The organism is Pseudanabaena sp. SR411 (genome assembly GCF_002251945.1).
Classification (GTDB): domain Bacteria; phylum Cyanobacteriota; class Cyanobacteriia; order Pseudanabaenales; family Pseudanabaenaceae; genus Pseudanabaena.
The window spans coordinates 1-17,029 of sequence record NZ_NDHW01000163.1 but is presented as its reverse complement, the minus strand read 5'-3'; the positions used below and the strand labels follow the sequence as shown (position 1 = coordinate 17,029).

General features: G+C 39.3%; 15 protein-coding genes. 11 read left to right on the top strand and 4 right to left on the bottom strand.

Features of this window, described 5'->3' with window-relative positions; translation table 11 throughout:
* The coding region (locus B9G53_RS26865) for an IS1 family transposase (protein ID WP_141211803.1) at positions 1-331 on the bottom strand (331 nt) is incomplete at its 3' end.
* Positions 332-910: 579 nt separating this feature from the next.
* On the opposite strand from B9G53_RS26865, the gene B9G53_RS16730 reads away from it, so the two are divergent.
* The 10 genes from B9G53_RS16730 (at position 911) to B9G53_RS16685 (ending at position 11,560) form a co-directional block, all read left to right on the top strand.
* Positions 911-1,927 (top strand): glycosyltransferase family 2 protein, encoded by a 1,017-nt coding sequence (locus B9G53_RS16730; RefSeq protein WP_094534284.1) that lies wholly within the window; start codon positions 911-913, stop codon positions 1,925-1,927.
* 61 nt (positions 1,928-1,988) lie between these two features.
* Positions 1,989-2,816 carry a glycosyltransferase family 2 protein gene (locus B9G53_RS16725; RefSeq protein WP_094534282.1) on the top strand — a complete coding sequence of 276 codons (828 nt, stop codon included), beginning with the start codon at positions 1,989-1,991 and terminating at the stop codon, positions 2,814-2,816.
* A 54-nt stretch (positions 2,817-2,870) separates the two neighbouring features.
* On the top strand, positions 2,871-3,677 hold the full coding sequence (locus tag B9G53_RS16720; RefSeq protein WP_094534280.1) for a bifunctional 2-polyprenyl-6-hydroxyphenol methylase/3-demethylubiquinol 3-O-methyltransferase UbiG: 807 nt from the start codon (positions 2,871-2,873) through the stop codon (positions 3,675-3,677).
* 108 nt (positions 3,678-3,785) lie between these two features.
* A complete protein-coding gene (locus B9G53_RS16715; protein ID WP_094534278.1) occupies positions 3,786-4,877 on the top strand; it encodes a hypothetical protein in 1,092 nt (363 codons plus the stop codon).
* Between the two features lie 38 nt (positions 4,878-4,915).
* A complete protein-coding gene (locus tag B9G53_RS16710; protein ID WP_094534276.1) occupies positions 4,916-5,569 on the top strand; it encodes a bifunctional 2-polyprenyl-6-hydroxyphenol methylase/3-demethylubiquinol 3-O-methyltransferase UbiG in 654 nt (217 codons plus the stop codon).
* A gap of 53 nt (positions 5,570-5,622) precedes the next feature.
* Positions 5,623-6,678 (top strand): glycosyltransferase family 4 protein, encoded by a 1,056-nt coding sequence (locus B9G53_RS16705; protein WP_094534274.1) that lies wholly within the window; start codon positions 5,623-5,625, stop codon positions 6,676-6,678.
* A gap of 38 nt (positions 6,679-6,716) precedes the next feature.
* Positions 6,717-8,117 (top strand): hypothetical protein, encoded by a 1,401-nt coding sequence (locus tag B9G53_RS16700; RefSeq protein WP_094534271.1) that lies wholly within the window; start codon positions 6,717-6,719, stop codon positions 8,115-8,117.
* The gene (locus B9G53_RS16695) at positions 8,118-9,371 is read left to right on the top strand and encodes a glycosyltransferase family 4 protein (protein ID WP_094534268.1); all 1,254 of its coding nucleotides are present in this window, start codon (positions 8,118-8,120) and stop codon (positions 9,369-9,371) included.
* Between the two features lie 4 nt (positions 9,372-9,375).
* Complete coding sequence (locus tag B9G53_RS16690) at positions 9,376-10,347, top strand: GDP-mannose 4,6-dehydratase (protein WP_094534266.1); 972 nt, start codon at positions 9,376-9,378, stop codon at positions 10,345-10,347.
* A 64-nt stretch (positions 10,348-10,411) separates the two neighbouring features.
* On the top strand, positions 10,412-11,560 hold the full coding sequence (locus tag B9G53_RS16685) for a glycosyltransferase (protein ID WP_094534288.1): 1,149 nt from the start codon (positions 10,412-10,414) through the stop codon (positions 11,558-11,560).
* A 99-nt stretch (positions 11,561-11,659) separates the two neighbouring features.
* On the opposite strand, the gene ispG is transcribed toward B9G53_RS16685, so the two are convergent.
* The 3 genes from ispG to B9G53_RS16670 all read right to left on the bottom strand — a co-directional run bounded on the left by ispG (position 11,660) and on the right by B9G53_RS16670 (position 15,225).
* Complete coding sequence (gene ispG, locus B9G53_RS16680) at positions 11,660-12,916, bottom strand: (E)-4-hydroxy-3-methylbut-2-enyl-diphosphate synthase (protein WP_094534264.1); 1,257 nt, start codon at positions 12,914-12,916, stop codon at positions 11,660-11,662.
* A 157-nt stretch (positions 12,917-13,073) separates the two neighbouring features.
* The gene (locus B9G53_RS16675; RefSeq protein ID WP_094534262.1) at positions 13,074-13,355 is read right to left on the bottom strand and encodes a hypothetical protein; all 282 of its coding nucleotides are present in this window, start codon (positions 13,353-13,355) and stop codon (positions 13,074-13,076) included.
* A gap of 157 nt (positions 13,356-13,512) precedes the next feature.
* Positions 13,513-15,225 (bottom strand): diflavin flavoprotein, encoded by a 1,713-nt coding sequence (locus B9G53_RS16670; protein WP_094534286.1) that lies wholly within the window; start codon positions 15,223-15,225, stop codon positions 13,513-13,515.
* Positions 15,226-15,696: 471 nt separating this feature from the next.
* Here B9G53_RS16670 and B9G53_RS16665 point away from each other — a divergent pair.
* On the top strand, positions 15,697-17,029 hold a 1,333-nt coding region (locus tag B9G53_RS16665), incomplete at its 3' end, for a hypothetical protein (RefSeq protein ID WP_141211802.1).

Sequence of the window (17,029 nt, the reverse complement as noted above, 5' to 3'; positions counted from 1 at the left end):
GCCAAGACAATAATGTCCCATAGTCGACTCCTAGTTCCTCGGCTATGTGTTGGGTCGTTTGTCCTTGTAAGAATCCACGCAATATCAGCACGATCTGACCACAGGTGTAATGGCTTCCTGATAAGTCTGTCCCTGTAAAAATATGGAACACTTTCCCACATTCCCGACACTTGTATTTGACGATTGGTGCACGTTGGCGATCGTGTGGCGCTTGTCCTGCTGGTATTGCGTGTCCACTTGGACAATGCAAACCCTGCGGATGCAGGATCTTTAATAACCATTCATAGCACGCTTGTTCATCTAACAATTCGGTCAGGGGAAATTTGATCATCGCTTCTCTGTCGATTCATGAAAATGACTTCCTCCTATTTTGCCATTTCACCTACTTCCCCAGATGAGCGAACTGTCTTGAATATGCTCTGAAACTCTCTGCCACTGTAGATTCTCTACAAATTGACGACCACAGTCCCGACATTGATAATTTTATTTTCCATGGCGAGTACTACTGTTTTTCACCACGGACACGGACTGGCAGGATAGACCTTCAATTCTCATTATGAAAATTTTGTCTTAATCTGGCGACACTTATTGAGAATAGCCGCAATAGCTATCCTTGAAAACCCTATGCTTTCGTTCAAAAATTGATGGACTAGGCAAATCAAAAGTCATAATGAGAATTGCTGTTGTAGCAGCTTTTTTATAGCTATAGTTAACAAATTGGGCTAAACTATATAAACAGATTTGGCTCTTATGGTTCTGGAGTGGCAACTGTATAACCAGATACAATAGCCGTATGTTTGACAAGGATTAAGTCATTAGTGGGAACAGCTTTCATCATATTAGCCGCGCTTATGCCAAAATACCCAGAAGAGCCACAGATTTTGTAATCTCGATCTTTTTATTCAACAACATGGCTCTTGTAAATACTGCTTTAACATTACAAGATTTACCTGCTCCACCAGAAGGAAAAACAGGGTGGCCTTGGACAGAGCAGACAGAAGCATTACCTGACAAGATGCCTGATTGTTCTGATTGGCCCCGTATTAGTATTGTTACTCCTAGCTACAACCAAGGACAATTTATAGAAGAAACAATTCGCTCAGTTCTACTACAAGGTTATCCTAATCTTGAGTACATCATTATTGATGGTGGTAGTACTGATAACTCAGTTGAAATCATTAAAAAGTATGAACACTACCTTACCTATTGGATTAGTGAATTAGATAGAGGGCAATCTCATGCAATTAATAAAGGCTGGGAAAAATGTACAGGTAATTATCTTGCTTGGATGAATTCAGATGATTGCTACTTAGCTAATGCTTTAATCGATACAATGAAGATATTTCTAGAATATAACTGCGATTTGATTTATGGAACTACTTACATTGGTTCTTCTATAGAAGAAAAGAAACTTATAGAAGGAAAAAGAATAAAAGACTTTAAATTAAAAAACTTACTTAAATTCTTTTATAGCGTTGAGTATATTATTCCATCTCAATCAGTTTTTATGGCTAAATCTATATTAGAAAAAGTAGGCTTTCTTAATGAAAGTCTACATTATTGCATGGATTTAGACCTGTTTGTAAGAATTCTTCTAGCAAATCCAGTAGTTTATAGAAATTCAAAGCCAATTTGTTTTTATAGAACTCATGATATGACTAAAACAACTACACAAAATCAGCCTATGAGAAACGAAGCGATAGAAATAGCAAAAAGATACTCGTATTTTTTGCAAAGACAAGACTGGCAAAAAATATCAAGATTGATACTATATTCTCAACATTTGAGAGATTATAGTACAGGGATTAGGAGTAAAAAAACAAATAATTTGTTAAGAACATTCATAGAACTACCTTTAGAATCTTTAACAGATACTCGCTTTCTAGGTCTAATTAAGAGGGTGTTATTTAATATTGATCTCGTCTAAATTATACAACAAGGAAATATCTGTTTGATTCTTTTAAACACAAAATCCATACCTTTAGAACATGTTATTTTCAGTAATAATTCCTACCTGCCATCGTAATGACTTACTGGCAAAATGCTTAGATCATCTTGCTTCTAATGTACAAACTTTAGCAGCAGAAAATTATGAAGTTATTGTGACTGACGATGGTTCTCAAACTACTGCTGAGGAGATGATTAAGCTTTATTACCCTTGGGTAAAATGGATCTCTGGCGCACATAAAGGCCCTGCTGCTAATCGCAATAATGGAGCAAAGTATGCTCAAGGTGAATGGCTAGTCTTCACAGATGATGATTGTTTGCCTGATCCACAGTGGTTAGAAACTTATGCTAAAAATATTATTAGCGAAATGAATTATTTAGTCTTAGAGGGAAGAACTTATGTAGATCGCCCACGCAAGAGTTTAGCTGAGACTTCACCTATAAATGAATCAGGAGGATATTTATGGTCTTGTAATTTTGCAATACAAATGAAACTTTTTGAGTCTATTGGTGGTTTTGACGAAAGATTTCCCTATGCTGCTATGGAAGATGTAGATTTAAGATTAAGATTAGAAAAATCAGGACATAAATTTATCTTTATAAGAGATGCTTCGGTCTGTCATCCTTGGCGAAATAAAGGAGGTTGGAAAAAGCTAAAACAACATCAGGAATCCACACTAATTTATTTGTCTATTCACCCAGATGAATCATTAAATATAAATTCTACATCTTATTTTATGTTAGCATTACGCGGCATGTTTAAAGCTACAATCCCAGAGGTTCTAAAATTAAATTTACGTGGGATCAATGAAGCTTTTCTAGAGCATCTTTCATGTTTACAAATGGTTGTTATATTAAGAAGATTTTAGGATGAATTAAATCACGAATTTAGTGGTTTAATATACTTAAATACTTTTTGAACAATGAAACAACCTACTTTGCAAGATAACTGGCTTAATAGCTGGAAATCTAGTTTTTCGTACGATTTATTAGAAATATATGGATCATTAGACATTCCTGGATATGCTTATGCCTATAGAAACCGACGAAAACACACCTTAGAGTTAATTCAAAAAGTTGCAAAACCTGGAGCTAAAATTCTAGACGTAGCAGCGGCGCAAGGAAATTTTACGTTGTCATTGGCGGAACTAGGCTATGAAGTTACTTGGAATGACTTACGTGAAGAGTTAATCGATTACGTTAAGTTAAAATGGGAATCTGGCATTGTTCATTATTCACCAGGAAATATTTTTGATATAAACTTTGATGATCAATTCGACGTGGTTTTAATTACTGAAGTAATTGAACATGTAGCACATCCTGATGATTTCTTAAAAAGTATCGCTAATATGCTTAAACCAAGTGGACATATTGTATTAAGCACACCTAATGGAGATTATTTTAAAAATAACTTACCTAGGTTTTCTGATTGTCCTGATCCAAGTCAGTATGAAAAAGTTCAATTTCAGCCTAACTCAGACGGACATATTTTTTTACTCCATTTAGATGAAATAGAACAGTTAATAAATCACGCAGGATTAGTCGTTAAAGAGACTCGGCTAGTTACTAACTCATTAACTAATGGTCATATTAAGCTACATCATCTACTAAAGCTATTACCCAAATCTTGGGTTGAGACTTTTGAAGCATTCACTTATTCTATGCCTTTAGCAATCAAGTCCAAGTTGCATACAACTACTCTTGTTTTGTTAGCGGCATTGGTCAGTTAATCGGGGATAGGTGCGGAAACGCCTATTTCATGCCGACAAAAAAGACGCAAATACGTCGATCACGGTTTGACTGACCAGTGCCTTGTTAGCCCATGATAGTAATTGATTATGAGTGATTTGATTACTGTAATTTCTATTGTTTCCAGACTCCCGCCAGCGATTGATGGAGTTGGTGACTATGCATTAAATTTAGCTCGTCAACTTCGTAAAGATTTCAATATGCAAACTCATTTTATTGTTGGTAATCCAGAATGGAATGGCGAATCAGAAATTGAAGGATTTCCTGTTAGTCAAGTTATAGAGAATTCTGTAAATAATTTGGTTGAGTTGTTAAGCAGTGATCGCTTCTCATCAGTCCTATTACATTACGTGGGATATGGCTATGCAAAGCGAGGTTGTCCGTTCTGGTTAGTTGATGGTTTACAGCGTTGGAAAAGCTTATATCCACAGCGATCACTTATCACCATGTTCCATGAAATTTATGCTTCTGGCTTACCTTGGCAAAGTTCTTTTTGGCTATCACCGTTACAAAAGAACTTAGCAACAAGATTAGCTAGATTAAGCGATCGCATCGTTACTAGCAAACAAAGCTATGCCGATATACTTGAGAAGTTAAGCAATGGCAAACGTACTCAGATTAATTCTTTGCCAGTTTTTTCTAATATTGGTGAACCTGAGCAAGTTCGTCCGTTATCAGATCGCCAAAAACAGCTAGTTGTTTTTGGTGGTGTTGCGAAACGACTCAGAGTTTACCAAAAGTCTCAGGCATCTCTAGAATATGTTTGTCAAAGCTTAGACATTCAAGAAATTTTGGACTTGGGAACTCCAACAGGAAAAACTCCAAAGTTAATTGGAAATGTGCCGATCTTAGAATTAGGACAGCAACCTGCTGAGAAAATTAGTGCCATTATGGCAGATGCGATCGCAGGATTCTTAAACTACAATCCTGATTTTTTGGGTAAGTCAACTATTTTTGCTGCTTACTGCGCTCATGGATTACTCCCAATTAATGCTCAAGAAAATAATTCACTCACGGATGAGATAAAAGCGGGAGAGCATTATTGGGTTCCTAACAAAAGTGAGTTAAAAGATGTAAAAATAATGCAGGCGATCGCTAATAATGCTTGTTACTGGTATTCCGACCATAGTTTATCAGCCCAATCTAAAGCTTTCTTTAATATATTGAATGTTGTTATATAACTATCAACAATGTTTGTCGCAGTTTATTCGCAAAAATAATGCCTAAATCAAAACTTTTGGAACGAACTAATTTAGGACTTCATGACAGTCTTGTTGAATTTTTACCTAATATCAGTCATAACGTATCTATCCTTGATATTGGTTGTGGGACGGGTGCTTGGCTAGAGCGATTAGCAGATAGAGGATTTAGTCAACTACATGGTATCGATTTGAATATCGAACAATTTGGTTGCACAAGAGCTACTTGCTTGCAAGCAAACTTAGATTATGATGATCTTGGTCTGGGAACTAAAAAATTTGGTCTAATTAGCGCAATTGAACTGGTGGAACATCTAGAAAATCAAGGTCGATTATTCTACCATGTATCAAATCACTTAGACGACAACGGGTATTTTTTGCTCACTACTCCAAATATACATTCTATTAATTGTAGATTCAAATTTTTGATTACTGGAGAATTAGCATCCTTTGATAAAAAAGGTGATCAGACACACATAGTTCCGATTTATATTGACTGTTTAGAAAGGGTTTTATCTCATTACTCTCTAAAAATCGTAAAATGTTGGGGATACCCAACGCATGGATCGATCAAGTTTACTAAATTTGTAAGAATAGTATCCACAATATTACAACCATTTCTCCCTAACAAAATAGCTGGTGATAATTTGTGTGTACTAATAAAAAAAGCTTAAGTCTACTAAAAGAAGACAATTTTAATATGTAGACCATCAACAAAGTTACTTCCATGAAAATACTATTACTATCGAACTGCTTTTATCCAAGTATAGGTGGTAGCGAAACTAACGCTGAAATATTAGCTCGTGAATTTACTAAGTTAGGTCATCAAGTAATAGTCGTTACAGAAACTTTCGGTAACAGTATAGACGTAGAAGGGTTGCCCTTTCCTTTTAAAGTATTTCGTAATCCTAATTGGTTTCAACTAATCAAACTTATTAACTGGTGTGATGTCTATTTTCATAATGGTATTTCTCTAAGAAAGGCTTGGCCACTTTTGTTAATTAGAAAACCTTGGGTTATACGCCATCAAGTTTGGCTCAGAAGCACAGATGGTCAACAAACCCGATTTGGCGGAAGTTCTGACGGTATAAAAGTCAGATTAAAACATTGGCTAAATAGATATGCTGTATCAATTTCTAACAGTCAAGCGATCGCCGATCACCTTAAATCATCTTCTACAGTCATACCTAACCCTTACCGAGATCATCTATTTAAAATAACTGATAATTTTGATAGAAACAAAGAGATTATTTTTTTAGGTAGATTGGTTTCAGAAAAAGGAGTTAATTTACTTTTAGAGTCTTTGGCAGAATTGAGTAAGCACGGACTAAATCCTAATGTAACAATAATTGGAAATGGTCCAGAGAGACAAAATCTAGAGTTACAAACCCAATCTCTAAATATAGCTAAACACATTAGCTTTATCGGTTCAAAAACTGGTAAAGAGTTAGTCAATATTCTAAATCAACATCACATTATGGTTATACCGTCACTCTATGATGAGCCTTTTGGTGTAGTTGCATTAGAGGGGATCGCCTGTGGTTGTGTAGTCGTTGGCTCAGAGGGCGGTGGGCTAAAAGATGCAATCGGTTCGTGTGGTATAACATTTCCTAATGGTAATGTGCAAGCACTTACACAAGTTTTACTAAACCTTCTACAAAATCCAGCCCAATTAAGTATTTATAGAGCCAATGCCTCAGAACATTTGTTGCGTCATCAGAAACTGGCAATCTCTAAAGCTTATTTGGAAGTCATAGAAAGGGCTGTCAATTTTGGTCAATAACTTTTCTGGTCAATACTTTTAAAAGCGGCATCATAACAATGGAAATAGTAGGTGCAGTAATCTTAGTTTTAGTTATTATCTGCGGAGCATCCCAAAACTGGAAACTCTCAATCAAAGCAATTTTAGTAATTGTAATTATCGAAGGTGCATTACGCCGTTGGGCTTTTCCTCAGGCAAGAGACTTAATCTATTTCTTCAAAGATCTCGTACTAATTGGCAGCTATATCGGATTTGCTAGCCAACCTCGGTCCATTGTGGATCGATATCCATTTATCAAAGAACTAACTGTGGTTATTACAATCATTTGTTGTTTACAAGCTTTTAACCCAAGCCTAGGTTCTCCAATTATAGGGTTACTGGGAATTAGAGCTTACTTACTTTATATTCCTCTTGTTTGGATACTGCCTCATTTGTTTGACTCGGAGATAGATCTACGAAATTTCTTGCGAAACTACTTATTTCTTTCAATACCTGTTTGTATTCTCGGTATCATTCAGTTTTTTAGTCCTGCAGATAGTCCTTTAAACCTATATGTTGCTGGTGAGGAGTCAGGCATTGCTAAGGTGGGCGAATTTGTTCGCATCACAGGAACTTTTTCTTATCTAGCAGGGCTTACAGTTTTTTTGGCAGTTTGTTTTACGTTATTAATTGTGCTAATTTCTGAAGAACGTGCGTTCAAATGGCAAATAATTTATGGATTGGAGTTGGCTCTAGTTACCGTCAATTCCTTTATGAGTGGGGCGCGTGGTATTATTCTCTACGAGATTATATTTACCATCACCTATCTTATTTCTCTATTTTTTACTAGTCACAAAGCCGCCTCAAATTTTATTGTCCGACTATTTGTACCCATAACCATAGCTGCCCTGCTAGCTGTAATCTACTTTCAACCAGCACTCCAAGCTTTCTCTGATCGTGTCGAAACAGCTAGCGACTCAGTAAGCGATCGCATAATTGGCTCTTTCACTCAAGTTTTTAGTTATGCTGGAGATAGAAGTGACGGTTATGGGATTGGAGCAACACAATCAGGAGCCGCTAGTCTTAGGAGGCTTTTAGATCTTCCAAATGGTGAAGAATTACCAACGCATGAGGGTGAAACAGGGCGAGTTATGATTGAATTAGGTTTATTGGGCTTTATTTTATGGTATGGACTGAGAATAGTTCTTTTGATCTCACTGTTCTCTGTATTTTCCAGACTCAGACATCCCTTCTATAAAGATCTAGCACTAGCTATATTCTTATTTCAATTAATCAACATTACTGGACAGTTAGTTACCAACCCAACCATGTTAGTTTATTTCTGGTTTTTTAGTGGTTTTATCTACTTACTACCAGTCCTCGAAGACAAAGAAAGGCAGAGAATTAGTCTTGATAGGACAAGAGATAGTAATGTGATTTCCTCTAATTTGTTACCCAATGACAAAAAGAAAGATGAGTAAATGCCAAAAATTACTTTAACTAATCCTGTAAGCAGTCCCTTTGCACGCAATGCCGCGTTAGCTATATCAGAAGTGGATATGCTAAGGACTATAGTAACTTCATTCTCCTATAGTCCTGATAGTCTCGATAACTATTTAGGTCATTTAATGAAAAGATTATTCCCTAGTCTCACTTCTAGACTAGAACAAGAGTTGGGAAGAAGAACTTGGATTGCGCCGACAGGCTGCAAAATTCATGATTATCCTTGGCAAGAAATACTACGTATATTTTTACTTAAAACAGGACTTGGTAAGAATTTAGGAATAACGGATAAAGTTCTTATTGATTGGATGGTCGAAGCGTTTGATCGCCATATTGCGAAGCATCAATTAGAAAATATCCATGCAATTTATGCCTATGAAGATAGTGCCTCTGAGACATTTTTTAGGGCAAAACAACGCAATATTTTCTGCTTTTATGACTTGCCGATCGCTTTTCATCTTACCCACCGCCGCATTCAAGAAGAGGAAGCAGCACTTTTTCCCGAATTGTCGGCAACAATGATGGCGATAAAAGAACCAGTTTGGAAAATTGAGCGCAAGAACTCTGAAGTGAAACTAGCCGATCATATTTTTGTTGCCTCCTCATTTACCCAACGATCGCTGCTAGATATTGGTATTCCTACATCTAAAATTTCTGTTATTCCATATGGTGCGCCAATTGAATATTTTCAGCCACTACCCAAGCCTGATCGTCTATTTAGAGCAATGTTTGCTGGGCAAGTAGGAACTCGTAAAGGTGTGCATTATTTACTACAAGCATGGCAAGATCTCAATCTGCCTGACTCGGAATTATTGCTCGTTGGGATTAATCAAATGCCTATGGATTGGTTAAATAAATATAGCGATCGCATTCGCTTAATTGGTTCAGTTCCGCATAGCACTTTAAATACCTACTACAGCAGTGCTAGTGTATTTACATTTCCATCACTTGTGGAAGGTTTTGGACTAGTACTCCTCGAAGCAATGGCTTGTGGTATCCCCATTATTACTACCCCCAATACAGCAGGTCCCGATATTATCACCGATGGAATTGAGGGATTTATTATACCTATCCGTGATGTTGAAGCACTCAAAGCAAAACTAGAATGGTGCTATCATCATCCCGAAGAGCTAGTAGAAATGGGAATGGCAGCTCGAAAAAAAGCGGAGCAGTTAACATGGGCAAACTATCGCCAGAAATTAGCAACGGTAATCAAGGAAAAACTTGAATAGACAAATGCCAAAAAAAGCATTAATTTGTGGTATATCAGGACAGGACGGAGCCTATCTGTGTCAACTTTTATTGAATTATGGTTATGAAGTATATGGAACTTCCCGTGATGCTCAGATAGCAACTTTAGCTAATTTGCAATATTTAGGAATACGCGATCGCATTAAATCATTATCCATGTCTCTTACTGATTTTCGCAGCGTACTACAAGTTTTAACCCAAGTGCAACCAGATGAAGTATACAATTTGGCTGGACAAAGTTCAGTAAGTTTGTCCTTTGAACAACCTGTCGAGACATTAGAAAGTATCGCTACAGGGACACTCAATCTACTCGAATCAATTCGTTTTATTGGTAAGCCAATCAAATTTTATAATGCTGGTTCTAGCGAATGTTTTGGTGATACTCTCGGGTTACCTGCCGATGAAGAGACTCCATTTCGTCCTCGTAGTCCCTATGCAGTTGCTAAATCTACGGCTTTTTGGCAAGTTGCTAACTATCGCGAAGCATATGAACTATTTGCTTGCTCTGGCATCCTTTTTAACCACGAATCACCCTTACGGCCTGATCGCTTTGTAACCCAAAAAATTATTGCTGCTGCCTGCCACATAGCCAAAGGTAAAATGAAAAAACTAATGTTAGGTAACATTGATATTCAAAGAGATTGGGGATATGCTCCAGATTATGTAGAGGCTATGTACCTAATGCTCCAAAAAGAGCAACCAGATGATTTTGTAATCGCTACAGGTAAGACAATCAGTTTGTCAGATTTTATTGCTGAGGCGTTTGGGATTTTGGATCTAAATTGGGAAGAGCATGTAATTTCCGATCAATCTTTGTATCGTCCAACTGACATTACAATCAGCCGATCTAATCCTAGTAAAGCTAATCAGCAGTTAGGGTGGTATGCCACTACAAGCATCCAGAAAATTGTACAGATTATGGTTGAAGCAATGCAAAGAAAACTAGCAGTAAAATAAAGAACCAGTCTTTGTGGCGCGGCGAAGCCTCGTCACAAAGACTGGTTCTTTATTAAATACCAAGATGACTAAAACTCCTAAAATCCATGTTTGGCTACCTGATATCTTTCAATTCAAAGGAGGTATTCAGGTTTATTCTGCTTTTTTAATTCAAGCACTAGAGCAAGTTTTACCTAATAGTGACCGCCATGTGTTTCTTAAGAATGATGCTCACGAAACAAAAGATATTAGGTTTGATAAACAGACTAAAATTAGCTTTGCGGGAAGATGGAAAGCGACTTTTTGGCATACACCGATATTTGCTGCTCAAGTCTTATTGTCTGCGATCAAAGAAAGCCCTGATTTAATTATTTGTGGTCATATAAATTTTTCGCCACTTGCAGCGAAGATATTTGAACTATTAAGAATCCCATATTGGGTAATTGTCTATGGCATTGATGCATGGAATCTTGAAGATCCATCTAAAATATATGGGTTGAAGTCGGCGCAAAAAATTGTTTCAATCGGTGGGTATACTCGCGATCGCATCGTTGCAGAACAGAATATTTCCCATGAACTTATTCCGCTTCTACCAGTAACTTTTGATGCTCGTCAATTTACTGTCAAACCTAAACCTCAATATCTATTAGACCGACATCAATTACAACCTGATCAGCCAATCATTTTAACTGTAACTAGGTTGGCTAGTGGAGATCGTTACAAAGGCTACGACCAAATCATTCAAGCACTGCCAGCTATTCGCCTTCAGATTCCCAATATTCGTTATCTGTTAGTCGGTAAGGGGAATGACCGCGATCGCATCGAAGCAATTGTTGATGATATGGATGTAAGAGATTGCGTAACCTTTGCTGGCTTTGTACCAGATGATGAATTAGCAGATTACTACAATCTCTGTGATGTATTTGTGATGCCTAGTAAGGGAGAGGGCTTTGGGATTGTGTATTTAGAAGCATTAGCCTGCGGCAAACCGACGATTGGCGGCAATCAAGATGGAGCGATCGATGCTCTGTGCAATGGAGAGTTAGGCGTTTTAGTTAATCCTGACAGCATCGACGAAATAGGAGAGACTATCGTCCAAATTTTGATGAACCAACATTCTTTATCAATTTTGTATAAACCAGACCTTCTTAGACAAAAAGTAATCGAAAAATATGGATTTGAGCAGTTTAAGCAAAATCTTTCGTATCTCTTGGCAGATTATACTGATTCTTGAAAGTGTAGTTACACTTCCGAGAATTAAGAATCCAACCCAGTAAGATTTTGATTTTGAAGTCACAAAATGGCAACGCCATTTTGTGACTTCGGATTAGTGCTATGGATCGACCCAGCGATCGTCGGATTTGATCAGCGCAATTAACTGCTCTACACCTTCGGTTTCAGGTACGCGCTTGATTTCTTCTTTGCCACGATAAAGTGAAATTATGCCAGGGGTTTTGCCGACATAGCCATAGTCAGCATCTGCCATTTCTCCAGGTCCATTGACGATGCAACCCATAACCGCAATATCTAGCCCAACTAGGTGACTGGTGGCTTCACGAACTTTATGCAAGACTTCTTCGAGGTTAAATAGAGTACGCCCGCAAGATGGACAAGCGACATACTCCACCATAGTTTTGCGGAGTCCAAGGGACTGCAAAATGCTGTAGCAAACTGGGATCTCTTTTTCGGGAGCTTCGGTGAGGGAGACGCGGATGGTGTCACCGATACCTTGGGCGAGTAATGTGGCGATACCTGCGGTGGACTTGATGCGACCATACTCGCCATCACCTGCTTCGGTTACGCCTAAATGCAGAGGATAATCCATACCAAGTTGATCCATGCGCTTAACCATTAGCTGATAAGCCGCAATCATTACAGGCACACGGGAGGCTTTCATAGAAATGACAATATTTCTAAAGTCAAGATCTTCACAAATGCGAATGAACTCGATCGCTGATTCGACCATACCTTGAGGAGTGTCCCCGTAGGTAAAGAGCATCCGCTCAGCAAGGGAGCCATGATTGACACCAATTCGCATTGCTTTTCCCTGTTCTTTGAGGGACAAAACTAGCGGCTTTAGGGTATCACGGACTTTTTCAGCAATTTCGTCAAATTCAGATTGCGTGTATTCGGTACGATTTGCTTTGGGTTTCTCGAATACATATAATCCGGGGTTGATGCGGACTTTATGAATGTGTTTGGCGACTTCGAGGGCAATTTTCATGCCGTTGTGGTGGACATCGGCAACCAGAGGCACATCTAGGTAAGTACGTTTGAGCTTTTGACGAATTTCTGAGAGAGCCGCAGCGTGAGCCATGCTGGGGACAGTAACGCGCACAATTTCGCAGCCAATTTCATGCAAGCGGCGAATTCCAGCAACGGAGCCATCAATATCGAGGGTGTCTTCATTAATCATCGACTGCACCACGACAGGAGAGCCGCCGCCAATGGTGATATTTCCCACTTGCACTGGTCGGGTTTTGCGTCTGATGATTACACCAAGATTTTCACTGCCATCGATAATTGGCTCAGCTTTAGCGCTTTGTGTGCCATTTTGTGTAATTTTTAGATTCTCAGAAACGGTCGCCATAACACTTTTAGTTACTTTCAGTTATTAGTTTATCTGAAGTCGGTGACAGTAGCTTTGTTTTTATGGTTTTAAAGAGGGTTGGCTCAAAGTGCTACTCCTCTTTGCTACTTTCAAAGCAACACTTTCAAAAAATCTATTGCAACTGCTAGCCTTTTAGTTAATTAGCAACTGATCCCACCTGTGAAAACAGAGAAGAAACGGCTTGTATTAATTGTCCAACACTTGATATAACTACCTGTCCAAAATCCGTCAGACTTAGCCAAATATCCACCCCAACATAAACCTTTAAGTAAATTGCTACTAATACTAGTGATATAGCTGCGATCGCAAATTTGCCGACTAATTTCGCTAGAAGTTCTAAAATTGCGGAAGTTGCCCAGATAGCCGCGCCAAGTGCGATCGCCCCAAGAATCAAGCTAAGAGTTTGATTTGTTTCCATGTAAAAAGAGGTCTCCTGTTTAGACAAGTGTAACGATCTTGAATTTAACTTAGGCATAGGTAAAAGAGCTATGCTTGCGGACATGATGGCGATCGCTAATTAATAACATTAAAAAGCAATAGAAAGCGCGATGCACTTTACTATTTACTATTACTTTTTAATAATTGCTAGCCGTTTTACGGTGATGAATTGCAGTCAAACCATTAGATTGTAATAGCTTGCCATTCTCCACGATCGCATAGACAATCCAGTGATCGCCACATTCCATACGCTGGGCAACACGGCATTCTAAATAAGCCAATCCATCGGGCAGAATCAGCCCACCTTCTGTCGGCTCTACTTGTACATCCTTAAAACGATCTTCCCCAGGTGCAAATTTTTTCATGAAGTACTTGCGGAGTTGCTTGCCCTGCTCAAGAATATTCAACACAAAGCGATCGCCCTCATATAAATAGGACTCAATCGCCCGATCCTTGGCAACGGCGATCGTTAAACCAGGGGGATTAAAGGTGGCTTGAGAAACCCAAGAGGCAAGCATCGCTGTAGAGATTTCGCCGCGCTTTGCGGTTAGTACGCATAGAGAGCCAACAATCCGCCCTACCGCTTGCTCGACGGTACTACCTGGGTTAAGTGTTGTGCGAACTTTTTTGGCTTTCTTTAAAGCTTGAGCAAAATCGGTTCCTGTCTCTTCGCAAACTTGTAAGGTAGCTTCAGTGGGTGTGAACTTAATCCGAATTGGCTCAAAGGCAAGGGTATAGCCAGCATCCTTTAACTTTCCAGCAATAATATCGACAGCTTCACCACTCCATCCATAGGAGCCAAATACACCTGCTTGATAGCTCTTAGTAGCAGTTGATAAAACTATGCCTAAAGCCGTTTGCACCTGCGTTGGTAGATGTCCACCCAGAGTTGGAGAACCAATTAAGAAGCCTGAAGATTTCTCGATCGCTGCTTTGATTTCCTCTGGTTCCGCATTTTCACAATTAATTAACTCAACTGCAACCCCTGCCTTGGTAATCCCTCTAGCTAAGGCATTAGCGATCGTTGTCGTATTCCCATAAGCAGAAGCAAATAATAGGGCTACAGAAATATTTTGTTGCTTCTGATCTTCGCTCCATTGACGATAGAGATTAACCAGTTCATGCAAGCCATGCTTTAACATTGGCCCATGCCCCGGGGCATAAAAAACCGCAGGAAAATCAGTTAACTTATCTAAAGCCGCCTCAACCTGACGGACTTGGTTCGCCATCGTGCTATCAAAGTAGTAACGACGATCGCCTAATAGATGGCTCCAACCTTCGTCAAATACCTGATCGCCACAGATATGCGCCCCAAAGAATTTATCGGTATATAAAACCTGCGTTTTCGAGTCATAAGTGCAAAGCTCGTCAGGATGACGTGGTGTAGAGGTGGGAATAAATTTGAGAATGTGTCCTTTGCCAAGGTCAAGGGCTTCTTCACCCCGCACAACTTGAATTTTGAGATTTTCTCCAAATTTTTCTTCTAAACTCTGACGTAAGGCGATCGCCCCTGGATTGGTACAAACAAAGGTGATGCGACTGTTAATTGCGAGTAAAGCCTTGAGTGTCTCAATGCGGTTTTGGTTGACATGACCGAGGATCACGTAACTAATATCACCAATGTTAATGCGTTTACGCAATTCATCCAGATAAATGGCTGTGAAGGTTTCCCCTGGTGGATCGATCAGTGCTAGCAATGTACCTTGAATTAAGAAAGAGTTTGCTGTTGTTCCTTTTTCAAGTGCATATTCAATTTCAAAGCGCAGGCGATTCCAACTGCGCGATCTCAAGGCAAAGGTTTCTGCGGCAATATAAATTGCTTGTACATCGCGGGGTTTATTTTTAGGCACGATCGCTGTCTCCAAACTATTAAGCTGACGACTTTGCTATGAAGCTATGAGCAAATTTCGCTATCTCAATCATAGCGATCAAGCGATCGTAGACTCTGAATTATTTAATTCATACTTCTTATACTTCTTATAGCTTTAGCCACTTAAGACAAAGGCTCAATAGGTGTTTCGGGGAGGTGCTTTAGCTTAAATGACTGAAATGCTTGATGTGTAGTATAGCTATAGCCACCTGTATCAGGACAAATCAAAACCCAAATAGTGTGAGGCGGCGCTTCGCGCCGCCTCACACTATTTGGGTTTTATGTCCTAACAAGAATGGCTACAGCTATAGTTTTAGCCTCGGAGGTATTTGATGTCTGAAATACCCGTCATTAAAAGCATTGAACCATTTATTATGTTTGACCTCCCCGAAACACCTATTGAGCCAAAAAGAAAAGTGCGATCGCGCATTTCTTTTTTATGATGGTACATATGCCTAGATTTCAAAGCCGACTTTTTAATTGGATTGATAGCTCATTACCTGCCCAACTTGGTCGCAGAGTAAGGCGATCGCTCGATCAAAAAATTCGACAGCTTGCAGGACTACCGCTCCAAGAGTTGCCGCGCTTGCTAGCTTATCAAGTAGCCAAGGCAGCTCTATATCCTGTGTATCTGATTGCATCTACAGCAAAACGTGTTTTTCCAGCACTTGAGCGAGGCAAGACTGAGCCTAAAGAAACCCTGCGATCGCAACCAGAGGCTGTGGGGCTTTTATCTGAATTTGATAGTCCAGAACTTGAACCAAAGCTTGATCAATTTCTAGAGCCAAAGCTTGATCTTCCCAAGCCAGAAGTTCCTCTACTTTTGCGTCCATTAACTAAGTTTTTCGATTGGATCGATCGCACCAAAACTAAACTAGATCGCAATATTATGGCGATCGTTAAGCGCCAAACAGATTACCTCGCAAATTCCGAAGCCCCAGATCGAGAAACCAATCTAAATGCTAATCGCATTTTTGCCGAAATCTGGCAACAACAGATAGCCCAAGCCGAACGGAACACCTTAAAAGAAAATAATGAACTCGCTGAAAATGTATCTCTGGGCAAAAATAGAAGGCTAGAGCAGTTACGCCGTTTAATAGAAGCTGCGATCGCTTACTTTTTTGGTAATCAGTCTTCCTCTCAAGAACCTAGCATAGCCAATAATGAAGAAAGCTCAGAGATATTTGGCACAGAATCCTCTGATGCCGAAGCCTTGCCAGACAGTCCCAAGTTAAGGCGGCGACGAGGCACTTCCATAAATGCGAAAACACTTAAAAAAAATGCCCCTCTAGCCGAAAGTAGCAAGCTAGACCGTCTGCGCGATCTGATTGCCGCCGCAATTGATTATTTTATTGGCAAGCGATCGCTAGATGGTGAGCAAGATAAGGGAGACAGCATCAATGGAACTCAGCCCGACTTGCTGGCCGAGCGACTAATTAATCAGCTTCAGTCTAGAACTAACAGTTATCCCAATCGCGATCCTCGTGGCGATCTTAATCAAGATTCCGAATTTTCTGACGCACTCAAAGTTGACTATCAACTAGACCGTTTACAAAGATTAATTGAAGAAGCGATCGCCTATTTCTTTGGTAAACACCGATCGTCAACTCTAGAAGAAACCTCGGACATCACTCCCAGCGACAAAGCATGGTTAACGATGGAGGATGTATTTGGCGATGACAATGGTCCTTGGCCGATGCCATTGGAATATGAATCCGTAGCATTTAGTAAATCACCAGATCGGATCGCCATCCATTCATCGGGCGAGCTAGAAAATWGATCGG

Bases quoted from the DNA above. Each gene is read 5' to 3' on its own strand.
- B9G53_RS16730 (WP_094534284.1), top strand. From the start codon at position 911: ATGGCTCTTGTAAATACTGCTTTAACATTACAAGATTTACCTGCTCCA.
- B9G53_RS16725 (WP_094534282.1), top strand. From the start codon at position 1,989: ATGTTATTTTCAGTAATAATTCCTACCTGCCATCGTAATGACTTACTG.
- B9G53_RS16720 (WP_094534280.1), top strand. From the start codon at position 2,871: ATGAAACAACCTACTTTGCAAGATAACTGGCTTAATAGCTGGAAATCT.
- B9G53_RS16715 (WP_094534278.1), top strand. From the start codon at position 3,786: ATGAGTGATTTGATTACTGTAATTTCTATTGTTTCCAGACTCCCGCCA.
- B9G53_RS16710 (WP_094534276.1), top strand. From the start codon at position 4,916: ATGCCTAAATCAAAACTTTTGGAACGAACTAATTTAGGACTTCATGAC.
- B9G53_RS16705 (WP_094534274.1), top strand. From the start codon at position 5,623: ATGAAAATACTATTACTATCGAACTGCTTTTATCCAAGTATAGGTGGT.
- B9G53_RS16700 (WP_094534271.1), top strand. From the start codon at position 6,717: ATGGAAATAGTAGGTGCAGTAATCTTAGTTTTAGTTATTATCTGCGGA.
- B9G53_RS16695 (WP_094534268.1), top strand. From the start codon at position 8,118: ATGCCAAAAATTACTTTAACTAATCCTGTAAGCAGTCCCTTTGCACGC.
- B9G53_RS16690 (WP_094534266.1), top strand. From the start codon at position 9,376: ATGCCAAAAAAAGCATTAATTTGTGGTATATCAGGACAGGACGGAGCC.
- B9G53_RS16685 (WP_094534288.1), top strand. From the start codon at position 10,412: ATGACTAAAACTCCTAAAATCCATGTTTGGCTACCTGATATCTTTCAA.
- ispG (WP_094534264.1), bottom strand. From the start codon at position 12,916: ATGGCGACCGTTTCTGAGAATCTAAAAATTACACAAAATGGCACACAA.
- B9G53_RS16675 (WP_094534262.1), bottom strand. From the start codon at position 13,355: ATGGAAACAAATCAAACTCTTAGCTTGATTCTTGGGGCGATCGCACTT.